Genomic DNA, 17,132 nt, shown 5'->3' with positions numbered 1-17,132 from the left:
ACCTTGTAGTACCTGGACTGTATTTTCCTGCACTCGTGATTGAGCCTGGCTTTTTAGCCAGGCCATTCCGGACTACGCCAGAGGCTGATCACCCCATCGACCTGCCTCAGTTGCCGATGGTCATTTGTCCCGCTGCATCCTGGTCATAAAATTGCGGAATTGGGTAGTTGAAGCTGTTCAGCCAGCGCTGCATGGCCAGGTCACGTTCGGTGGCCGAAGCGGTTTGCAGGTGAGGGGAGGCAACCACACCGCGAATCTGCAGCTGCAACCACTGTTCGGTGCCTTGTTGATACGGCGAAGAGGGGCCCGGCTCGATAGCCCAGGCAGTGGTGGACAGGCAAGCCGTGCACAGGATCAACAGCCGTTTGGTATTCATCTCGACTCCTCGTACGTTCTACTTGTTCGCACTGGAAGAGGCATCGGCTACCTCAGCCTTGCGATTGCCATCGGTAGCCACCACTTTATTGGCGGAGGCCTTGAGTTTTTCCGCGCGGGTTTGAGCCTCTACGACTTGCCTGGGGCTCAAGTCGGCGCGGGTCACGAGTTCGGCGGCGGCCTTCCAGTTATCCTGGTAGATCAGCAGCGTCACCATATTGAGTGCCGCCAGTGTGTTTGCCTGCTTGAGCTCCATGGCGGTCATGAACTCGAAGCGTGCTTCAGGGATCCGGTGCTGATTGAGGTAGACGACCCCCAGGTCATTGCGCATCCTGTCGTCGGTGGGGGCCATCTGCACCGCACGCTCAAGGTGAGTGGCAGCGCTGGCGTTATCATTTTTGGCGGCGGCCAGTTGGCCCAGGCCAAGTTCCCCTTCAGCTGCCAGACAGGTGCCGAGCAAGCTTTCGTACAACGGCTGCGCGTCGCCGCTACGCCCCATCAAGCGCAGCACCCGAGCCTTGCGCAGGCGGACCTGGACCAGGTTATCGGGCATTCCTTCCAGATTCGCCAGGCTGGCATACAAACGGCCTTCGTCGGCCATGCTGTCGGCCAGGTTCAGGGCCAGTTCTTGCTCCGAACCGGGCTTGGCACAGCTGGCCGGTCGCGAAGACAGGCCATTGCTGGCACAACCGGCGAGCATTAATGTCGCCGCTATGGCAATGACTGCTTTCATCGAATGTCCCCTGGCTACAACAAGATGAACGCCTGGCCAATGGCAATAAGGCTGGCCCGGCAAGCGTGCAAAGTCACCGTCAGGCGTGAGGGCGAGGCCAGACTGGTTCAGGCTCCGATTCATTGCGAGAGCCCGCTGCGACTGTCGAAGTCGCCATTTTCCAGGAAAAACATGCGGTAGAAGTTCGGGTCGTAATTGCGCAGCTGCTCGCCAGGCAATGACGGCAGTTGTGCATTGGCCGCCAGTGGCTGGACCAGATGCGGGGTGACGATCATCAGCAGTTCGCGCTCTTCGCGGTTGATGGTGTTGTCGCGGAAAAACGCGCCCAGAACCGGGATATCGCCCAGCCCCGGAAACTTGTTCACCTGGGAAGTGTTGCGGGAGCTGATCAGGCCGCTGATGACGAAGCTTTCGCCGTCGGCCAGGGAGATGCTGGTGTCGGTACGGCGCACGGTCAGGGCCGGGACGACCGTGCCGGCGATGCTCACGGCGTTGGTGAAGTCCAGTTCACTGACTTCCGGCGCCACCTTCAACGCGATTCGGTTTTTCCCGATGATGGTTGGCGTCAGAGTCAGGCGGATACCGAATTCCTTGTACTCGATGGACACGTTATCGCTGCCTGAACTGGGCACCGGAATCGGTATTTCACCACCGGCCAGGAAACTCGCACTCTGCCCGCTGAGCGCTACCAGGCTTGGCCGCGCCAGGGTGTAGGCGAAACCGCTGCCTTCCAGCGCATTGAGCGCCACCAGGGTATTACCGGTAGCAAAAGTGAGGTTGAAGTTGTTGTTATTCACCGGTACCACCGGCGTGACAATGCCGCCGATGGTGGGCAGGGTTCTCGGCGAACCGAACAGGAAGTTGCCGCGAATGCCGAAAATCGACGCGGAGGCTTCCTTGAGTTTGGTCCGGCTGACTTCAACGAAGCGGATATCGGTCTGCACCTGGCTCGGCAGCAGCGGGTCGTCGGAAGGCACCGACGGCACGCTGGTCAGCGCCGACGTGGCCTTGCCCTTGACGAACACCATGCTCTGGCGCGGCGTTTTCGAACAGGCGGTCCAGACCATCAGGCTGGTGGTCCCTGGTGCAAGGCCCGTGAGTATGAACGCGCTGCTGCCGCTGGGTTGCACGTCGGCAATCTTCGGGTCACCCACCGCCAGTTGCGTTACCGGAACGGGGCTGCGCAGTTCACTCTGCAGCCCCTGACCGACCTCGTACGTTGTCGGCCAATTGTCCAGTTGCGGGCAATTGGCTGGCGCGGCCTGAGCCGCATCCACGCTGAGGCCCATCCAGAACAGGCCATGGATAATTCGCTTGAAAGCGGGCTCGGTACGAAGGCTCATTAAGTACATCCTCACTGGATAGACCGTCTTTAGGCGGACTGAGTTGTCTCGGATCACTTCACGGGGATCGGGCTATCCCCCCCAATGCGCCAGACCACTCATCCATGGCCCTGGCGTTATTCCTTGCGTGCTACACACGAGCGGGCGCGATTCGCTGATCTGGCGGGACAGCGAGCGACCTTTGCTGAAACGGTTTTTAGTGATCCGGATACCTGGACTGCCCGCCAGAGCGATACTTGCGCCTATGGGTCGACCTGGTTCCCCCGGAAAGTCATCGGCACTGAAGGTACAGAGCCGAAAAGCGCCTGCCAGGATCATGGTGAGGTAACTCCTTTTGCCAATCCGCTGTCTGATCACTGAAGCTGACGTGGAAAATCAAGCCGTCATGACTTCTTATTGTTTGAAGGTAGTTCAATCAAACCAAAGTGCCATGAATTTAAAGAAAAGCATTGGTGCAAAGGCTGGAGATAGGCGGGTGGGCAGAGTCGCAGCGCAGTGCGGTTGCCTGATGTTGACGGGGTGCGCTGAAGGCAATAAACAAAAAGGCCCGCATGCTCAAGCATGCGGGCCTTTGGCATCACTGATAGAAGATCAGTGCTTGCTGTCCTGGTTCGACAACGCCAGCAGCTGTTTTTCCTGGTTCCAGTCGAAAGGTTCGTCGTTCTGTTCGGCTTCGAAGCGGCGCTCTTCCAGTGCCTGATACAGGTCGATTTCTTCATCGGACAAGTAGTGCAGGCAATCACCGGCGAAATACCACAGCAGATCCCGTGGAATCAGGTGGGCGATTTGCGGATAACGGGAAATGACTTGAGTCAGGATGTCCTGGCCCAGGTATTGGCTTTCGATCGGATCGATCGGYAGTGACGCCAGCAATTCGTCGAAGCGCTCAAGGAACAAGGCATGGCTTTCTTCGGGAACCTGCTCGGCCTCACCTACGGCGACCAGGATGCTGCGCAGGTGGTCGAGTAAAACGAGATGATCGGCAACGATGTTGGACACGAGATAAGTCCTCAAGAGCAAAACGGGCGCGGGAGTATAAAGCGCCAGCGCCCGTTTTTACATGCTTGAAGGGATCAGCGGACTTTTCCCTTGGCCAGTGCCAAAGCCTTTTGGTCAAAGTCATCGACATCGATCACCTTGCGCCGGGCCGCTTCTGCTTCACGCAGGGTTTGGGCTTCCACCGGCTGCAACACGCCGGCCTCGAGGGCGGCATCGATCACCGACTCGCCGGCCAGCGGTTTGACCTGACCACTCTTGAGTGCCACATGCAGCTTTTTCTGCAATGGCTGTGCGGCGCTCAACAGATTGCAGGCGTGTTGCAATGCACCCACCGGGTCGTCGCTCGCTTGTGGGCGATAGCAACCCAGGAGCAATTCCTCCAGGGCAGGGTCGCCCTTGGCGCGGCCAATCAACGCAGCGACTTCAGCACCGAGTTTGTCCGATGGCCCTTTGTGCCGGCGACCGAACGGGAACACGATCACCCGCAACAGGCAGCCGACGACTTTGTTCGGGAAGTTATTCAGCAGCTCATCCATGGCCCGTTCCGCCTGGCCCAGGCTTTCTTCCATGGCCCAGGCCAGCAGCGGCGCCATGTACTGCGGTGAGTCGAGATCGTGGTAGCGCTTGAGCGCGGCAGAGGCCAGGTAAAGGTTGCTCAGCACGTCACCCAGCCGTGCGGACAGGCGTTCGCGGCGTTTCAGTTCCCCTCCCAGCAGCATCATGCTGAGGTCGGCGAGCAGGGCGAAAGCAGCGGACTGACGATTGAGTGCGCGGAAATAACCCTGGCTGAGCTTGTCGCCCGGGGTGTGTTCGAGGTGGCCGAAACCGAGATTGAGCACCAGTGTGCTGGCGGCGTTGCTCACGGCAAAACCGATGTGCTTGAGCAGCAGGTCATCGAATTCTCTGAGCGCCTGATCCTTGTCTTCACGGCCGGCGAGGGCCATTTCCTTGAGCACGAAGGGATGGCAGCGAATTGCGCCCTGGCCGAAGATCATCAGGTTGCGCGAGAGAATATTCGCGCCTTCGACGGTGATGAAAATCGGCACGCAGTTCCATTTGCGACCGAGGTAGTTGTTTGGCCCCATGATGATTGCCTTGCCGCCGTGCACGTCCATCGCATCGCTGAGGCAGTCGCGGCCGCGCTCGGTCAGGTGGTACTTGAGAATCGCCGACAGCACCGACGGTTTCTCGCCCAGGTCGACCGCATTGGCGGTCAGCATGCGGGCGGCGTCCATCATCCAGGTGTTGCCGCCAATGCGCGCCATGGCTTCCTGAATGCCTTCGAACGCGGCAATCGGCACATTGAACTGCTCGCGAACCTGAGCGTATTGGCCCGTCACCAGACTGGTGAACTTGGCCATGCCGGTGCCCACCGCCGGCAGGGAAATCGAACGCCCGACCGACAGGCAATTCATCAGCATCATCCAGCCTTTGCCGAGCATCTCCTGGCCGCCGATGAGGAGCTCCAGCGGGATGAACACGTCCTTGCCTGAATTCGGGCCATTCATGAATGCGGCGCCCAACGGCAGATGCCGGCGGCCGATCTCGACACCGGCGGTGTCGGTCGGAATCAGTGCCAGGCTGATACCCAGGTCATCTTTGTCGCCCAGCAGGTGATCCGGGTCGTAAGCCTTGAAGGCCAGGCCGAGGAGGGTGGCCACCGGGCCGAGGGTGATGTAGCGCTTTTCCCAGTTCAGGCGCAGGCCGAGGACTTCCTGACCCTGCCATTCACCTTTGCAGATCACTCCGGAGTCCGGCATGCCGCCGGCGTCGGAGCCGGCCAGCGGGCCGGTAAGGGCAAAGCACGGGATATCGTCGCCGCGTGCCAGGCGTGGCAGGTAATGATTGCGTTGTTCGTCGGTACCGTAATGCAGCAACAGTTCGGCCGGGCCGAGGGAGTTGGGGACCATCACGGTGGTTACGAGGTCGCCACTGTGGCTCGCCAGTTTCATCGCCACTTGCGAGTGGGCATAGGCAGAGAAGCCCTTGCCGCCAAACTCCTTGGGGATGATCAGGGCGAAAAAGCCGTTGTCCTTGATGAAGGTCCAGACTTCCGGCGGCAGGTCCATGGTTTGACCGAGCTGCCATTCATTGACCATGGTGCAGAGTGTTTCGGTCGGCCCGTCGATGAAAGCCTGTTCCTCTTCATTCAATTGCGCTTTGGGATAGGACAGCAGTTTGCTCCAGTCCGGACGGCCACTGAACAGTTCGCCGTCCCACCAGACCGTGCCGGCGTCGATGGCGTCGCGTTCGGTTTGCGACATGGGCGGCAGGGTTTTCTGGAACCAGTTGAACATCGGTGCACTGAATAATTTGCGGCGCAGGTCGGGCAGCAGCAAGGGCGCGGCGACGGCGGCGATCAACACCCAGTAAACCAGCAACAACCAGCCCGGCGCACGGCTGAAAGCGCCCATTGCCACGATATAGACGGCCACGATGACCAGGGCGGGCAGCGGGGCGATGCGGCGGTGGGCCAAATAAGCAATCCCGACCAGCAGAACCAGTATCCACAACAACAGCATATTCATTCCTCCGTGAAACCAGGGCGAACCAGCCCACAGAGCTTAGACGGCATCCGCAAAACAGGCAGGTCACAGCGATGTGATTGGAATCGTGGGAAAGCGTTCATCGAGCGAGCGGCAAAGCGCCCATGTTTGGCCGAAACGTCGTTATCTCTGTGCTCAAGCGCTCGCTAGACTCGGGGCTTCCCCAGGAGATTATTCTCATGCACGAGTATCTGAGTCCCGGCCGCTTCATCGATAGTGACCACCCGTCCGTGGTGGAGTTCGCCGAACAACACCGTGGCGCCAGTCGCGATCCGCTTGCGCAGGCGATCAGTCTCTATTACGCCGTGCGCGAAGCGGTGCGCTATAACCCGTACACGTTCAGTCGCGATCCGCAAACCCTGCGCGGCAGTTATGCGCTGGCGGCCGGAGAGAGTTACTGCGTGCCCAAGGCCACGCTGCTGGCAGGTGCCGCGCGGCATTGCGCGATTCCCGCGCGGATCGGCCTGGCGGATGTGCGCAATCATTTGTCGACGCCACGGCTGCTTGAGTTGCTCAAGAGCGATATGTTCGCCATGCACGGCTACACCGAGTTCTATTTGCAGGATCGCTGGGTCAAGGCGACGCCAGCGTTCAACCGCAAACTCTGCGACCTGTTCAATGTGGCGCCGCTGGAATTCGACGGGATCAACGACAGCGTTTTTCATCCCTTCAACCGCGATGGCGCGAAGCTGATGGAGTACCTCGTCGATCACGGCCAGTTCGCCGACGTACCTGAAGCGTTCTTTTTCGAACACCTGGAAAAATGCTATCCGCACCTGTTCGGCGAGCAACAGCAACCGCTGCTGGGCGACATGCAGAGCGATTTGAGTCGCGCCTGATCCGGCGTATGCTGCCTGCCCACTTACCGAAAAAGAGGCGGTCATGCTGAAGATCTGGGGTCGGAAAAACTCGTCGAATGTCAGAAAGCCATTGTGGGCCGCCGAAGAACTGGGACTGGCCTACGAGGCCATCGATGCCGGTGGCGCCTTTGGTGTCGTCGATACGCCCGAGTACCGCGCGATGAACCCCAACGGTCGGGTGCCGGTGATCGAAGACGATGGCTTCGTGCTGTGGGAATCCAACGCCATCGTGCGTTACCTGATGGCCTTGCATGCTGACGGCACGGCCTGGTATCCGAACAATCCAAAGGCCCGCGCCACTGCCGATAAGTGGATGGACTGGACCACTTCGAGCTTTGCCGGTCCGTTCCGCACCGTGTTCTGGGGCGTGCTGCGTACCCCGGCAGACCAGCAGGACTGGCCCGCCATCAAGGCGGCRATCAAGGAATGCGACACGCTGCTGGCAATGGCCGATCAGGCGCTGGCCGCCAAACCCTACCTGTCCGGAGACGAGATCGGCATGGGCGATATTCCCCTGGGCAGTTTCATTTATGCCTGGTTCGAGATGCCGATCGAGCGTGCGCCGCAACCTCACCTGGAGGCCTGGTACGCACGGTTGAAACAGCGTCCGGCGTATCAAAAGGCGGTCATGACCGCGTTGACTTAATACTCACTATCGACACGCTTGACTGTACTTGTGTGGCGGCGACAAGCACCATTGTGCTGGTTCGCTGCGGTTGTATTGTTCGCCGCCGCCCATACTTATCCCTTTCTTCCCTTCTTGGTGCGTAAATCAGATATGAGTTCCGCTCTGTCCATCCGGCAGCTAACCAAAACCTACGGCAACGGTTTCCAGGCCCTGAGTGGTATCGATCTGGATGTCGCCGAAGGTGACTTCTTCGCCTTGCTCGGCCCGAACGGCGCCGGCAAATCCACGACCATCGGGATTCTCTCGACCCTGGTGAACAAGACCAGTGGCACGGTGAATATCTTCGGTCACGACCTGGACAGGAATCCTGCGCAGCTCAAACGCTGCATCGGCGTGGTGCCCCAGGAATTCAACTTCAACCAGTTCGAAAAGACCTTCGACATCGTCGTGACCCAGGCCGGCTACTACGGCATCCCGGCGAAAATCGCCAAGGAACGCGCCGAACAGTACCTGACCCAGCTCGGCCTGTGGGACAAGAAGGATGTGCCGTCGCGTTCGCTGTCCGGCGGCATGAAGCGGCGCCTGATGATCGCCCGCGCGCTGGTTCATGAGCCGCGCCTGCTGATCCTCGACGAACCGACTGCCGGGGTGGACATCGAGCTGCGTCGTTCGATGTGGAGCTTCCTCACCGAACTGAACAAGAAAGGCATCACCATCATCCTCACGACCCACTACCTGGAAGAGGCTGAGCAGTTGTGCCGCAACATCGGCATCATCGACCACGGCACCATCGTCGAGAACACCAGCATGAAGCAGTTGCTCAGCCAATTGCATGTGGAAACGTTCCTGCTGGATATGAAGAACACGTTGCAAGTGGCGCCGCAGTTGCTCGGCTACCCGTCCCGGCTGATCGACAACCACACCCTGGAAGTCCAGGTGGACAAGTCCATGGGCATCACCGCGCTGTTCACCCAGTTGGCGCAGCAAAACATCGAAGTGCTGAGCCTGCGTAACAAAACCAATCGCCTCGAGGAGTTGTTCGTGTCCCTGGTGGAGAAAAATCTGTCGAAGGTGGCGGTATGAGTTCCGAGCTACGCCCCAACCTCGTTGCCCTCAACACCATCGTTTACCGTGAAGTCCGGCGTTTCACCCGGATCTGGCCGCAGACCTTGCTGCCGCCGGCCATCACCATGGTCCTGTACTTCGTGATCTTCGGTAATCTGATCGGTCGGCAAATCGGCGACATGGGTGGCTTCACTTACATGGAGTACATCGTGCCGGGGCTGATCATGATGTCGGTGATCACCAACTCCTACGGCAACGTGGTGTCGAGTTTCTTCGGCAGCAAGTTCCAGCGTTCCATCGAAGAACTGATGGTCTCGCCGCTGTCGCCGCACACCATTCTGATCGGCTACACCCTGGGCGGCGTGCTGCGTGGCTTGATGGTGGGGATCATCGTGACCCTGCTGTCGCTGTTCTTCACCCATTTGCAGGTGCATCACCTGGGCGTGACCATTCTGGTGGTGGTGCTGACCGCGACGATCTTCTCGCTGCTGGGCTTCATCAACGCCGTGTTTGCGCGCAACTTCGATGACATTTCGATCATTCCGACCTTCGTGCTGACGCCACTGACCTACCTGGGCGGGGTCTTCTACTCGATCACCTTGCTGCCGCCGTTCTGGCAGACCGTGTCCCTGGCCAACCCGGTGCTGCACATGGTCAACGCATTCCGTTACGGCATTCTCGGCGTGTCGGATATCCGCATCAGCGTGGCGATCGCCTTCATGCTGGTGGCGACCGTGGTGCTGTATCTCGGTAGTGCACGGTTGCTGGTCAGCGGGCGTGGGATGCGTACTTGAAGACGACCGAGTCGTCTGCATCGCGAGCAAGCTCGCTCCCACACTCGATCCATGTCGCAAAGTAGATCCCCTGTGGGAGCGAGCTTGCTCGCGATGGCGTCAGCCCAGACACCGCAAAAAAAACGGCCTCCCAAGTGGAGGCCGTTTTGCATTCTCACATCCGGCTCTTCTTGCGCCGCTTCCATTGCCGGGCCACCCACCAGCGCCAATACATCATTACCAGGAAGTAGGCCAGCGCACCGAGTGCCAGCCCGGTTACTACCGAGCCCAATAGAAACGGTTGCCACAAGGTCGAGATTTCACCCCTGACCCATTCCCAGGTCAGCGAGTCCGGCAACTGCCGGGCGGGGACGTCCATCAGCCAGGCGCCGGTCTGGTAGGTGCAAAAGAACACGGCGGGCATGGTGATCGGGTTGGTCAGCCAGACCAGGCTCACGGCAATCGGCATGTTGCCGCGCACGATGATGGCGAGGATGGCCGCCAGCAGCATCTGCAGCGGGATCGGCAGGAACGCAGCGAACAGACCCACGGCCATGGCGCGGGCAACGGAGTGGCGATTGAGGTGCCACAGGTTCGGGTCATGCAACAGCGTGCCGAGAAAGCGTAAGGACTTGTGTTCCCTGATGCTCATCGGGTCTGGCATGTAACGTTTGAATAAGCGCCGGGGCATAAGGCTTCTCGGTCGGTCAGGGTGGCAAGTATGTCTGGATTCTATGAGCTGCCCATTCAGACTTTGTGACAATTATTGACGATGCCCATGCGACGGGCGGGCTAAGCCTTGGAGGGTACTCTCAAGGACGGGTTTATGCGCACAGGGATGATGGCGCTGGCGTTGGGTCTGCTGACCTTGCGTTTTTTACCGGCATTGCCGCCGGTCTGGTTGTGGCTGGCGATGCCGGTGGCGGGTTTGATGTTGCTGCCGTTCAGGACCTGGCCGGTGGCGTTTTACCTGTTCGGTTTGAGCTGGGCCTGCGCGAATGCGCAGTGGGCGCTGGATGACCGGTTGCCGCCGGCCCTGGACGGCGAAACCCGCTGGGTCGAAGGGCGGGTCACAGGCTTGCCCCGGCATGATGACGGTGTCGTGCGTTTCGAATTGACCGACATCCAGTCCCGACGTACCCGGCTGCCGCGGCAAATGCGGCTGGCCTGGTATGGCGGGGCGCCGGTGAACAGTGGCGAACGCTGGCGCCTGGCAGTCAAGCTGAAGCGCCCGGTCGGGCTCCTCAACCCGCAGGCATTCGACTACCAGGCCTGGTTGCTGGCACAACGCATCGGGGCGACCGGGACGGTGAAGGAGGGCGAACGCCTTGCGCCAGCCCGATGGGCCTGGCGCGATGCCATCCGTCAGCGTTTGCTGGCGGTTGATGCCCAAGGGCGAAGCGGCGCGTTGACGGCGTTGGTGCTCGGGGACGGTGCCGGGCTGAGTCGGGAAGACTGGCAGGTACTGCAGGACACCGGCACGGTGCATCTGTTGGTGATTTCCGGGCAGCACATCGGATTGCTGGCGGGAGTCGTGTATCTGCTGATCGCCGGCCTGGCCCGCTTTGGGCTATGGCCGAACCGTCTGCCATGGTTGCCCTGGGCGTGTGGCCTGGCATTCGCCGCTGCGCTCGGTTACGGGATGCTGGCCGGTTTCGGGGTGCCGGTGCGACGGGCCTGCGTGATGATTGGTCTGGTGTTGTTGTGGCGTCTACGGTTCCGACATCTCGGTGCATGGTGGCCGCTGTTGCTGGCACTCAACGGCATATTGCTGCTGGCGCCGCTGGCGAGTCTTCAGCCTGGTTTCTGGCTGTCTTTCGCGGCCGTGGCAGTCTTGATATTGACCTTCGGCGGCCGATTGGGACCGTGGCGCTGGTGGCAGACCTGGACCCGTGCCCAGTGGCTGATTGCAATCGGCCTTTGTCCGTTGTTACTGGCTTTGGGGTTGCCAATCAGTCTCAGTGGGCCGCTGGCCAATTTGTTCGCGGTACCCTGGATCAGTCTGGTGGTACTGCCACCGGCGTTGCTCGGGACGCTGTTGCTGCCGGTGCCTTACGTGGGTGAGAAATTGCTGTGGCTGGCGGGCGGCCTGATCGACGGGTGGTTCAGGGGATTGGAACTCGTCTCCGGTCAGGTTCCCGCGTGGGTGCCCGCAACAGTCCCGCTATGGGCCTGGGTAATCGGTGCCATTGGCGCCTTCTTGCTATTGCTGCCGCGAGGCGTACCGATGCGCCCGTTAGGGTGGCCCATGCTGTTGATGCTGGTTTTTTCGCCCAGGCCGATGTTGCAGGAACGCATGGCCGAAGTCTGGCAACTGGATGTCGGTCAGGGCCTGGCGATCCTGGTGCGCACTCGGCATCACACGATGCTGTATGACGCCGGACCGCGTTTCGGTGAACTCGACCAAGGGGAGCGGGTGGTGCTGCCGGCGTTGCGCAAACTGGGGGTGAAGGGCCTCGACCTGATGCTGATCAGCCACGCCCATGCCGATCATGCCGGCGGTGCCCGGGCAGTTGCCAAGGGCTTGCCGGTGAAACAGGTGGTCAGTGGTGAACCGTCAGACTTGCCGGTGGAGTTGCAGGCCGAGCGCTGTGAGAGCGGTCGGCAATGGACCTGGGACGGCGTCTATTTCCAGCTTTGGCACTGGCCATTGGCCGGCGACAGCAACCAGAACTCCTGTGTCTTGCTGATCGAGGCCAATGGCGAACGGTTGCTGTTGAGTGGCGACATTGATGCCGCCGCCGAGAGAGCCCTGCTGGACAGTCCATTGGCCCTGCCTATCGACTGGCTGCAGGCGCCACACCATGGCAGTCGCAGTTCGTCGTCCAGGGCCCTGCTGGATGTCCTGCAACCTAAAGGTGCGCTGATCTCCCGCGGGCAGGGCAATTCGTTTGGCCATCCGCATCCCACGGTCATCGCGCGTTATCAAAAACGTGGAATGGCGATCTACGACAGCGTCGAACAGGGTGCCATTCGTCTGCAACTGGGGCGCTCCGAGCCGCCGTGGTCAATGCGCCAGGAACGGCGTTTCTGGCGCGATCCGCCGCCCTAGGACCAATGACCGGGCATTATCAAAGCCCGACCGGTTGCGTCACCACGGTCTTCGGTGCTTGCCCCCCCTATGTTAGAGTGGCGCACTTTTTCGAGGGGACTGTCACTGTGTGGGAATTGGTCAAATCCGGCGGCTGGATGATGCTGCCGATCATTCTGAGTTCCATCGCGGCCATGGCGATCGTCGCCGAGCGTCTCTGGACCCTGCGCGCCAGCCGCGTGACCCCGGAGCATTTGCTCGGGCAGGTCTGGGTCTGGATCAAGGACAAACAGCTCAATAAGGAAAAACTCAAGGAACTGCGCGCCAACTCCCCGTTGGGCGAGATCCTGGCGGCCGGCCTGGCCAACTCCAGACATGGTCGCGAGATCATGAAGGAGTGCATCGAAGAGGCCGCTGCCCGGGTGATCCACGAGCTGGAGCACTACATCAACGCGCTGGGCACCATCGCCGCCATGGCGCCGTTGCTGGGTCTGCTGGGTACCGTGTTGGGCATGATCGATATCTTCAGTTCGTTCATGGGCACGGGCATGACGACCAACGCCGCAGTGCTGGCCGGCGGTATTTCCAAAGCCTTGATTACCACGGCTTCGGGCCTGATTGTCGGTATCCCCTCGGTGTTCTTCCACCGGTTTCTGCAACGGCGCATTGATGAGCTCGTCGTGGGCATGGAGCAGGAAGCCATCAAGCTGGTTGAAGTGGTGCAGGGCGACCGTGACGTTGATCTGGCTGAGGGCAAAGCGTGAAATTCCGCCGCAAGCAACGGGAGAACGTGGACATCAACCTCGTGTCGCTGATTGACGTGGTGTTTGTCCTGCTGCTGTTTTTCGTGGTGACCACCACCTTTACCCGTGAAACCCAGTTGCGCGTCGATCTGCCGGAAGCCGTCAGCGGCACACCCGCCGACGATCAGAGCAAGCCTTTGGAGATCGCCATCAGCGCCGATGGTGTGTACTCGGTGAACAACCAGATCCTGCCCAAAAGTGACCTGGCCTCGTTGATGGACGCGCTGCAAAAAGCAGCCAACGGCGACACTAACCGACCGCTGTCCATCAGCGCTGATGGCAAGACTCAGCATCAGTCCGTGGTGACTGCCATGGATGCGGCCGGCAAACTCGGTTTCAGTCACTTGCGCATGACCACCATCGAAGCGGCGCCCCCCGCGTCCTGATGGCCATGTCCGATCGATTGCTGGCCGCGTGGTACGCGGGTCATCCGGCCCTGAAGCTGTTGCAGCCACTGGAGTGGCTGTACCGGCGCGTGGTCATGAACAAGCGCAAGCGCTTTTTGGCGGGTGAGGGCGAGATCTATCAGCCGCCGGTGCCGCTGATCGTGGTCGGCAACATCACCGTGGGTGGCACCGGCAAGACGCCGCTGATTCTATGGATGATCGAGCACTGCCAGCGCAGCGGCCTGCGGGTCGGCGTGGTCAGCCGCGGCTACGGCGCCAAACCGCCGCAATTGCCATGGCGAGTTGAAGCCGAACAAAGCGCCGACATCGCGGGTGACGAGCCGTTGTTGATCGTCCAGCGCACGGGTGTGCCGCTGATGATCGACCCAAATCGCAGCAACGCTGTCAAAGCGTTGCTGGCCAGTGAGCCGCTGGACCTGATCCTGTCTGACGACGGCATGCAGCACTACCGCATGGCCCGCGACCTGGAACTGGTGTTGATCGACGCCGCTCGCGGCCTGGGCAACCGTCGTTGCCTGCCTGCCGGGCCATTGCGTGAACCGGTCGAGCGCCTGCAAAGCGTCGACGCGGTGCTCTACAACGGTGCCGCGACTGACCGCGATGATGGATTTGCCTTTCAATTGCAATCCACCGCGCTGGTCAATCTGCGCAGCGGCGAACGGCGCCCCCTCGACCACTTCCCCAGCGGCCAGGCCCTGCACGCGGTGGCCGGCATCGGCAATCCGCAACGTTTCTTCAAGACCCTCGAAACGCTACACTGGCAGCCGGTTCCACATGCGTTTGCCGACCACGCCGAATACAGCGTGGAGGCTTTGAATTTCACGCCGTCATTGCCGTTGGTGATGACGGAAAAAGACGCGGTGAAATGCCGTGCCTTTGCCGCCGCCGACTGGTGGTACCTGGCGGTCGATGCCGTGCCGTCGCCGGCCTTCRTGGCCTGGTTCGACACACAGCTGATGCGCCTGCTGCCGGCTCGTTTGTTGCCTTAAATCCGTTTTTTCCAGGGAATGCTCATGGACACCAAATTGCTCGATATCCTCGCTTGCCCGGTCTGCAAAGGCCCGCTCAAGCTCAGCGCCGACAAGACCGAGCTGATCAGCAAGGGCGCAGGCCTGGCCTACCCGATTCGCGACGGCATCCCGGTGATGCTCGAATCCGAAGCGCGCACCCTGACCACCGACGAGCGCCTGGATAAATGACTACAGCCTTTACCGTCGTCATTCCGTCGCGTTTCGCCTCTACCCGCCTGCCGGGCAAGCCACTGCTGCTGATCGCCGGCAAGCCGATGATCCAGCACGTCTGGGAACAGGCGAGCAAAAGCGGTGCCGAGCGTGTGGTAGTCGCCACCGACGATGCGCGCATTATCGAGGCCTGCAAGGGCTTCGGCGCCGAAGTGGTACTGACCCGTGAAGACCACAACTCCGGCACTGATCGCCTGGCCGAAGTCGCGATGAAACTGGGCCTGGCGCCCGATGCCATCGTGGTCAACGTACAGGGCGACGAACCGCTGATCCCGCCAAGCGTGATCGACCAGGTGGCCGCCAACCTGGCTGCTCATACCGAAGCGCGCATGGCCACCCTGGCCGAGCCGATCGAAGACGTGGACACCCTGTTCAATCTCAACGTGGTCAAGGTCGTCAGCGACCTCAATGGCCTGGCGCTGACGTTCAGTCGTTCCACTTTGCCCTGGGCGCGGGATGCGTTCGCCGTGAACCCTGAGCAGTTGCCCGAAGGTGTGCCGTATCGCCGCCATATCGGCATTTATGCCTACCGCGCCGGTTTCCTGCAGGACTTCGTCAGCTGGGGTCCATGCTGGCTGGAAAACACCGAGTGCCTGGAACAGCTGCGTGCCCTGTGGCATGGCGTGCGGATCCATGTGGCCGACGCACTGATCGCGCCGCCAGCCGGTGTCGATACCGTTGAAGACCTAGAGCGCATTCGTCGCCTGCTGGAGAAGTGATGCGGGTTCTGTTTGTCTGCCTGGGCAACATCTGCCGCTCTCCCACGGCCGAAGGCGTGCTGCGGCATAAGTTGCGCGAGGCCGGCTTGGCCGATCAGGTTGAAGTGGCCTCCGCAGGCACCGGCGACTGGCATGTCGGCAAGGCGCCGGACCAGCGCAGTCAGGCCGCGGCGAAGCTGCGTGGCTATGACTTGTCCACCCAGCGCGCCCGGCAAGTCAGCCGCGCCGATTTCGCCACCTACGATCTGATCCTGGCGATGGACAACAGCAACCTGCGCAACCTCAAGGCCTTGCAGCCGGCCAAGGGCAAGGCCGAACTCGACCTGTTCCTGCGCCGTTACCAGTCGCCAGTCGATGAAGTGCCGGACCCGTACTACGACGGCGAGCAAGGCTTCGAGCAGGTGCTTGACCTGATCGAGCACGCCAGTGATTTACTGGTGATCGAATTGAAGGGACGGTTATGAGTTTGCAGGTTCAATCGCAGGTTTCGCTCAAGCCGTTCAACAGCTTTGGCGTGGACGTTGAGGCTCGGCTGTTTGCCGAGGCCCATAGCGACACCGATGTGCGCGAAGCCCTGGCCTATGGGCTGAAACACGAGGTTGCGGTGCTGGTGATTGGCGGTGGCAGCAACCTGCTGCTGACGGCGGATATCGATTCGCTGGTGCTGCGCATGGCCACTCGCGGAATTCGCGTGCTGAGCGATGACGGCAGCAAAGTGGTGATTGAGGCCGAGGCGGGCGAGCCTTGGCATCCCTTTGTGCAACACACACTGTCCCTGGGGTTGTCCGGCCTGGAAAACCTCAGCCTGATTCCCGGCACCGTCGGCGCGGCACCGATGCAGAACATCGGCGCCTATGGGGTCGAGATCAAGGACGTGTTCGCCGGCCTGACCGCCCTCGATCGCCAGAGCGGCGAACTGCGCGATTTCAGCCTGGCGGAGTGCAACTTCGCTTACCGCGACAGCCTGTTCAAGCAGGAGCCGGGGCGTTGGTTGATCCTGCGTGTGCGTTTCGCCCTCGACCGTGCTGCGCATTTGCATCTGGAGTACGGTCCGGTACGTCAGCGCCTGACCGAACAAGGCATCGAGCATCCAACCGCCAGCGATGTCAGTCAGGCCATTTGCAGCATCCGCAATGAAAAACTCCCGGACCCGGCCGTACTCGGCAATGCCGGCAGCTTCTTCAAAAACCCTCTGGTGTCGGCGGCGCTGGCTGCACGGCTCAAGGGCGAATACCCGGACCTGGTGGCCTATGCGCAACCCGACGGGCAGATGAAGCTGGCCGCCGGTTGGTTGATCGAGCGGGCAGGGTGGAAGGGTTTCCGTGAGGCTGACGCTGGCGTGCATAAATTGCAGGCGCTGGTGCTGGTCAACTATGGCGGCGCAACGGGCCTGCAATTGCTGAACCTGGCGCAGCGCATCCAGAAAGACATTTTCGAGCGTTTCCATGTCGATCTGGAAATGGAACCAAACCGCTATTGAGTTAGGGGGCGTTCTCAATTAGTTTTCACGCCGCGCCGGGCCTGCTGTTGTGCAGGGCAAGGCGCGAGAAGCGTGGTTTGGTCATTCCAAATAAGCTTCGAGCAACGCAGCCCTGCACAACAGCAGGCC

At 60.8% G+C, this 17,132-nt stretch carries 18 protein-coding genes; 12 read left to right on the top strand and 6 right to left on the bottom strand.

Translation table 11 applies throughout. The annotated features are described in order from the left end of the window. Positions 1-106: 106 nt before the first annotated feature. The 5 genes from AC1DVH_RS16660 to AC1DVH_RS16640 form a co-directional block, all read right to left on the bottom strand. A complete protein-coding gene (locus AC1DVH_RS16660) occupies positions 107-376 on the bottom strand; it encodes a DUF3613 domain-containing protein (RefSeq protein WP_477754731.1) in 270 nt (89 codons plus the stop codon). Positions 377-394: 18 nt separating this feature from the next. Continuing rightward, the gene (locus tag AC1DVH_RS16655) at positions 395-1,108 is read right to left on the bottom strand and encodes a tetratricopeptide repeat protein (protein WP_477754730.1); all 714 of its coding nucleotides are present in this window, start codon (positions 1,106-1,108) and stop codon (positions 395-397) included. A gap of 119 nt (positions 1,109-1,227) precedes the next feature. Then, the gene (locus tag AC1DVH_RS16650; protein ID WP_477754729.1) at positions 1,228-2,451 is read right to left on the bottom strand and encodes a type II and III secretion system protein family protein; all 1,224 of its coding nucleotides are present in this window, start codon (positions 2,449-2,451) and stop codon (positions 1,228-1,230) included. 591 nt (positions 2,452-3,042) lie between these two features. Beyond that, complete coding sequence (locus tag AC1DVH_RS16645; RefSeq protein ID WP_007991629.1) at positions 3,043-3,450, bottom strand: PA2817 family protein; 408 nt, start codon at positions 3,448-3,450, stop codon at positions 3,043-3,045. Positions 3,451-3,524: 74 nt separating this feature from the next. Further along, positions 3,525-5,972, bottom strand: a complete 2,448-nt coding sequence (locus AC1DVH_RS16640; RefSeq protein WP_477754728.1) for an acyl-CoA dehydrogenase — start codon at positions 5,970-5,972, stop codon at positions 3,525-3,527. Positions 5,973-6,175: 203 nt separating this feature from the next. Here AC1DVH_RS16640 and AC1DVH_RS16635 point away from each other — a divergent pair, with 203 nt between their 5' ends. The 4 genes from AC1DVH_RS16635 (at position 6,176) to AC1DVH_RS16620 (ending at position 9,343) form a co-directional block, all read left to right on the top strand. After that, the gene (locus AC1DVH_RS16635; protein WP_477754727.1) at positions 6,176-6,835 is read left to right on the top strand and encodes a transglutaminase-like domain-containing protein; all 660 of its coding nucleotides are present in this window, start codon (positions 6,176-6,178) and stop codon (positions 6,833-6,835) included. 43 nt (positions 6,836-6,878) lie between these two features. After that, positions 6,879-7,502, top strand: a complete 624-nt coding sequence (locus tag AC1DVH_RS16630) for a glutathione S-transferase family protein (protein WP_477754726.1) — start codon at positions 6,879-6,881, stop codon at positions 7,500-7,502. 132 nt (positions 7,503-7,634) lie between these two features. Then, on the top strand, positions 7,635-8,567 hold the full coding sequence (locus AC1DVH_RS16625) for an ABC transporter ATP-binding protein (RefSeq protein WP_477754725.1): 933 nt from the start codon (positions 7,635-7,637) through the stop codon (positions 8,565-8,567). Continuing rightward, positions 8,564-9,343, top strand: coding sequence for an ABC transporter permease (locus AC1DVH_RS16620; protein WP_008054107.1), 780 nt, complete (start codon positions 8,564-8,566; stop codon positions 9,341-9,343). The genes AC1DVH_RS16625 and AC1DVH_RS16620 overlap by 4 nt, the downstream gene beginning before the upstream one ends. A 154-nt stretch (positions 9,344-9,497) precedes the next feature. Here AC1DVH_RS16620 and AC1DVH_RS16615 read toward each other — a convergent pair whose 3' ends face one another. Next, positions 9,498-10,013, bottom strand: coding sequence for a DUF2062 domain-containing protein (locus tag AC1DVH_RS16615; protein WP_477754724.1), 516 nt, complete (start codon positions 10,011-10,013; stop codon positions 9,498-9,500). Between the two features lie 135 nt (positions 10,014-10,148). Here AC1DVH_RS16615 and AC1DVH_RS16610 point away from each other — a divergent pair, with 135 nt between their 5' ends. The 8 genes from AC1DVH_RS16610 to murB all read left to right on the top strand — a co-directional run bounded on the left by AC1DVH_RS16610 (position 10,149) and on the right by murB (position 17,003). Next, the gene (locus tag AC1DVH_RS16610) at positions 10,149-12,374 is read left to right on the top strand and encodes a DNA internalization-related competence protein ComEC/Rec2 (protein WP_477754723.1); all 2,226 of its coding nucleotides are present in this window, start codon (positions 10,149-10,151) and stop codon (positions 12,372-12,374) included. 107 nt (positions 12,375-12,481) lie between these two features. Next, positions 12,482-13,117: a MotA/TolQ/ExbB proton channel family protein gene (locus tag AC1DVH_RS16605; protein WP_477754722.1), complete on the top strand. Its 636-nt coding sequence runs from the start codon at positions 12,482-12,484 to the stop codon at positions 13,115-13,117. Next, on the top strand, positions 13,114-13,542 hold the full coding sequence (locus AC1DVH_RS16600) for an ExbD/TolR family protein (protein WP_477754721.1): 429 nt from the start codon (positions 13,114-13,116) through the stop codon (positions 13,540-13,542). The genes AC1DVH_RS16605 and AC1DVH_RS16600 overlap by 4 nt, the downstream gene beginning before the upstream one ends. Further along, positions 13,542-14,552 (top strand): tetraacyldisaccharide 4'-kinase, encoded by a 1,011-nt coding sequence (gene lpxK, locus AC1DVH_RS16595; protein ID WP_477754720.1) that lies wholly within the window; start codon positions 13,542-13,544, stop codon positions 14,550-14,552. The genes AC1DVH_RS16600 and lpxK overlap by 1 nt, the downstream gene beginning before the upstream one ends. A 24-nt stretch (positions 14,553-14,576) precedes the next feature. Then, on the top strand, positions 14,577-14,762 hold the full coding sequence (locus AC1DVH_RS16590) for a Trm112 family protein (RefSeq protein ID WP_003179363.1): 186 nt from the start codon (positions 14,577-14,579) through the stop codon (positions 14,760-14,762). Beyond that, positions 14,759-15,523 carry a 3-deoxy-manno-octulosonate cytidylyltransferase gene (gene kdsB / locus AC1DVH_RS16585; protein ID WP_477754719.1) on the top strand — a complete coding sequence of 255 codons (765 nt, stop codon included), beginning with the start codon at positions 14,759-14,761 and terminating at the stop codon, positions 15,521-15,523. The genes AC1DVH_RS16590 and kdsB overlap by 4 nt, the downstream gene beginning before the upstream one ends. Continuing rightward, positions 15,523-15,987, top strand: a complete 465-nt coding sequence (locus AC1DVH_RS16580; RefSeq protein ID WP_477754718.1) for a low molecular weight protein-tyrosine-phosphatase — start codon at positions 15,523-15,525, stop codon at positions 15,985-15,987. The genes kdsB and AC1DVH_RS16580 overlap by 1 nt, the downstream gene beginning before the upstream one ends. After that, complete coding sequence (gene murB, locus AC1DVH_RS16575) at positions 15,984-17,003, top strand: UDP-N-acetylmuramate dehydrogenase (protein WP_477754717.1); 1,020 nt, start codon at positions 15,984-15,986, stop codon at positions 17,001-17,003. The genes AC1DVH_RS16580 and murB overlap by 4 nt, the downstream gene beginning before the upstream one ends. The last annotated feature ends 129 nt before the right edge of the window (positions 17,004-17,132 follow it).

It is taken from the genome of Pseudomonas sp. P4_C3, from assembly GCF_056402075.1.
This window is presented reverse-complemented; position numbering and strand designations above follow the sequence as displayed.